The sequence below is a fragment of the Candidatus Protofrankia californiensis genome, assembly GCF_900634765.1.
Taxonomy (GTDB): domain Bacteria; phylum Actinomycetota; class Actinomycetes; order Frankiales; family Frankiaceae; genus Protofrankia; species Protofrankia californiensis.
In genome coordinates, this window is sequence record NZ_CAAAFT010000385.1 from 1 (window position 1) to 3,454 (window position 3,454).

Genomic DNA, 3,454 nt, shown 5'->3' on the forward strand with positions numbered 1-3,454 from the left:
GACACACCCAAGTGCCGTTGCAGTACTAGGGCGTGTATCGGGTTGTGATCGATCTGTGGGGTTCGTTCGTGTGGCGGGTCTGATCGGGTAGACCGTCGTGCATGACGCGGGCGCAACTGACAGACGAGGAGTGGGCGTTCATCGAGCCCTACCTGCCGATCGGCGGGTTCGGCCCGTACCCGCAGCGGCTGCGGTGGCAGTTCGAGGGTGTGATCTGGCGGTTCAAGACCGGCGGGCAGTGGCGGGAGATGCCGCGAGAGTTCGGCGCCTGGTCGACCGTCCACAACCGCTTCCGGCAGTGGCGCGACGCAGGCGTGTTCGAGGCCCTGCTGGAGGGTCTGATCGCGGAGGCCGTGCAGCGGGGTGCGGTGGACCTGTCCCTGGTCAGCATCGACTCCACCACCGCGCGTGCTCACCACGACGCTGCCGGGATGCACCTGGACCGCGACGTCATCGCCGCCCTGGAGAAGGCTGCCGTCGAGGAGGAGAAGACCAGGTCAAAGGGGGCAGCGTCGAAGAACACAACGGGCACGGCGCCGAAGCCGATCCCGCGCGGGAGGAGCGACGACGTATCCGGCGTCGGCGAAAACTCCGCCTGACAGCCGCCCTGCTCGGACGGTCGCGGGGCGGGCAGACCAGCAAGGTCCACCTCGCCGCCGACCGGAAGTGCCGGCCGCTGGCGTTCGTCCTGACCGCGGGGCAGGCCGCGGACAGCCCGCAGTTCATCCCCGTGCTGAGGAAAATACGGGTCCGCGGGCCTGTCGGCCGCCCCCGCACCCGGCCAGACGCGGTCGCCGGGGACACGGCCTGCTCGGCCCGCGGTAACCGGGCCCACCTGCGCAGACGCGGCATCAAGGCCGTGATCCCGGAGAAGAGGGAGCAGGCCGCCGACCGGACGAAGAAGGGCTCCGCCGGCGGCCGGCCCGTCAGCCACGACACCGGCCTCTACCAGGAGAGGAACACCGTCGAGCGCCTGATCAACAAGATCGAGGACTGGCGGGGCATCGCCACCCGCTACGACAAAACCCCGGACAGCTACCTTGCCGGCCTACACCTGCGCGCCTCGATGATCTGGATCAAAGGCATCAGCCGGACCCCAATTTGATCACAACCAGATACGCGCCCTAACAAGGCCGCAGCCGCCGTGGCCGACGAGCTACGCTCCGTTCACGCCACGGCCGGCAGTCCGCATCACCGGACGACGCATGCCGCCCTGGCCCGGATCCGCGCCGCCGCCTGCGGCGCCAGCCTGTACGGGCAGGCCCAGACCGCGCACGGTCTCACCCCGGCGTTCCCCTATCTCGACCGGGCGGTGGTCGAGGCATGCCTGGCCTGCCGGCCTTGGGAGGCCACCGACCCGCACCATCCCAAACCGCTGCTCCTGGCCGCGCTGGCACCCCTGACCTCACCGGGCCTGATGACCCGGCGGGACAAAGGCCACTACACCGCCGAGCTGTACACCGGCTGGCGTCGGCACCGCCGGCACCTCACCGACCTGCTCGACGCCCCCGTCCTGGCCGACCTCGGCCTTATCGACCCCGGCCAGCTGCGCACCGCCGCCCGTACATTCCTCGACTCGGGTCTGCCGCCGGCGCTACTGACCGACACCCTCGCGCTGGAACTGTGGCTCCAGGCCCAACCACCAGCCCACACCGGAGGTGGAGAGAATGCCTGACCTACCCGCTACACCCGGCGTGCGGCTACCCGGCCGGGTCCGACTGCGCCGTGACGTCATCACCGCCGCCGTCGGCGAGGGCATGACGCTGGTCAACACCGCCGGGCAGATGTTCCACCTCAACGCCAGCGGCCGGCTCGCCGTGCACGCGCTCGCCGACGGCGTACCCGCCGCCGTGGCCGCGCTCCGCACCCGCTACGGGCTCAGCCAGGACGACGCCGCACACGACCTTGACCATCTCCTGGGTCAACTCGACGCCGCGGATCTGATACGCCTGCGATGAGCATCTCGATCGCGCTCCCCGAACCGGCACCGACCCGCGCCTGGGAACGCTGCGCCGCCCGGCTCACCATCGCCGCCGCGGACCTGCTATTGATCAGCACCCGCCGCCGGCTCGGTCTCCGCCACCGGCTGCTGCGCCTGCTCGCCCGGACCGCGACCCGCCCCGCCAGCCCGGCCGACACCGCCCGCGCGCACCGCGCCATCACCGCTGTCAGCCCCCGCTGCGCCAGCGGCCACGGCTGCCTGCCCCGCTCCCTGGCGGTCGTGCTGTGGTGCCGAGCCACCGGCCACCACGCCACCTGGATCCTCGGGGCGGCCACCGGCCCGCTGGCCGCCCACGCGTGGGTCGAAGCCGCCGGACAGCCCGTCGCCAACCCGGTCAACCCGCACCTGCTCTACACCTCCACCCTCACCATCTGACACCCGTCACCGTCAGTCCCCGTCACCGTCAGGAGCCCGCGTGAGCACATCGGAGACGGCCCCCGACCCGCTGGCCGCCCGCCTCACCGCCTACGCCGCGGCGTTACGTGCCACCGGCGCGATCCGCACCGACCGGGTCCAGGAGGCGTTCGCCGCCGTGCGCAGGGACCGCTGCCTGACCCACTTCCGCCTCGGTGACCAGCACATCTCCGTCCCGCAGGACACCATCCCCACAGCGGACGTGCTCGACATCGTCTACAGCGGCCAGCCGCTGCTCACCCGTACCGGCGCCGTGCCGTCGTCCTCCTCCGCACCGACGATCATGGCCAGGATGCTCGAAGCACTCGACCCGCACCTCGGGCACCGGGTTCTCGAGATCGGCGCTGGCACCGGCTACAACGCCGCCCTCATCGCGCACCTCACCCGCGCACCGGTGGTCACCGTCGAAGCTCATCCCCCCACCGCCGCCGAAGCGACCGCGTCGATCCGCCGGCTCGCTCTCGACGACCAGATCACCGTCCTGACCCACGACGGCTACCACGGCGCCGCCGGCCACGCCCCCTACGACCGGATCATCGTGACCTGCGGCATCGCCGGCATCCCTCCCCGCTGGCTGGACCAGCTCACCGGCACCGGGCTGATCCTCGCCCCGGTCGCCCACGGCGGGCTGCACCCCATCCTGGCCGTCTCTCCCGATGGCACGGCAGCCGCCCGCATCGGCGGCGACTTCATGCCCGCTGCCGGGCCCCTACGCCATCCCGCCCTGGTCGGCCGCAACCCCGCCCAGCCGGTCCCCACCAAGCCGACGGTATGGAGCACCGACCTCACCGGCGCCCTCGACCAGACCGCCTACCACGACCTGTGGTTCCACCTCGCCACCCGGGACACCCGGATCACCCGGGCGTGGATGGACGACGACGACTTTGACTTCACCGCCGGACAACTCGCCCTCCACGACCCCGACCACGGCACCGCCTGGGCCCAGAACACCGGCCGGATCATCGCAACCCACCCCGACCCCGGCAAGCACCTCACGACTCTGGTCAGCGCCTGGCTCGACACCGGACAACCAGCCCT

The 3,454-nt window shown here is 71.6% G+C and carries 4 protein-coding genes and 1 pseudogene; all 5 read left to right on the top strand.

Features of this window, described 5'->3' with window-relative positions; genetic code table 11:
* The first annotated feature begins 101 nt into the window (after positions 1-101).
* Positions 102-1,105, top strand: a pseudogene (locus DD1DGNOD_RS19725) (IS5 family transposase).
* Between the two features lie 39 nt (positions 1,106-1,144).
* Positions 1,145-1,675 (top strand): asparagine synthase-related protein, encoded by a 531-nt coding sequence (locus tag DD1DGNOD_RS19730; RefSeq protein WP_131767946.1) that lies wholly within the window; start codon positions 1,145-1,147, stop codon positions 1,673-1,675.
* On the top strand, positions 1,668-1,958 hold the full coding sequence (locus tag DD1DGNOD_RS19735; RefSeq protein ID WP_131767947.1) for a PqqD family protein: 291 nt from the start codon (positions 1,668-1,670) through the stop codon (positions 1,956-1,958). The genes DD1DGNOD_RS19730 and DD1DGNOD_RS19735 overlap by 8 nt, the downstream gene beginning before the upstream one ends.
* A complete protein-coding gene (locus DD1DGNOD_RS19740) occupies positions 1,955-2,377 on the top strand; it encodes a lasso peptide biosynthesis B2 protein (RefSeq protein ID WP_131767948.1) in 423 nt (140 codons plus the stop codon). The genes DD1DGNOD_RS19735 and DD1DGNOD_RS19740 overlap by 4 nt, the downstream gene beginning before the upstream one ends.
* 40 nt (positions 2,378-2,417) lie before the next feature.
* Positions 2,418-3,454, top strand: a 1,037-nt coding sequence (locus tag DD1DGNOD_RS19745) for a protein-L-isoaspartate O-methyltransferase family protein (RefSeq protein ID WP_131770791.1), incomplete at its 3' end; no start/stop codon positions are given.

What these genes read in the sequence shown, in the direction of transcription:
- DD1DGNOD_RS19735 (WP_131767947.1), top strand. Translation starts at nt 1,668, where the DNA reads ATGCCTGACCTACCCGCTACACCCGGCGTGCGGCTACCCGGCCGGGTC.
- DD1DGNOD_RS19740 (WP_131767948.1), top strand. Translation starts at nt 1,955, where the DNA reads ATGAGCATCTCGATCGCGCTCCCCGAACCGGCACCGACCCGCGCCTGG.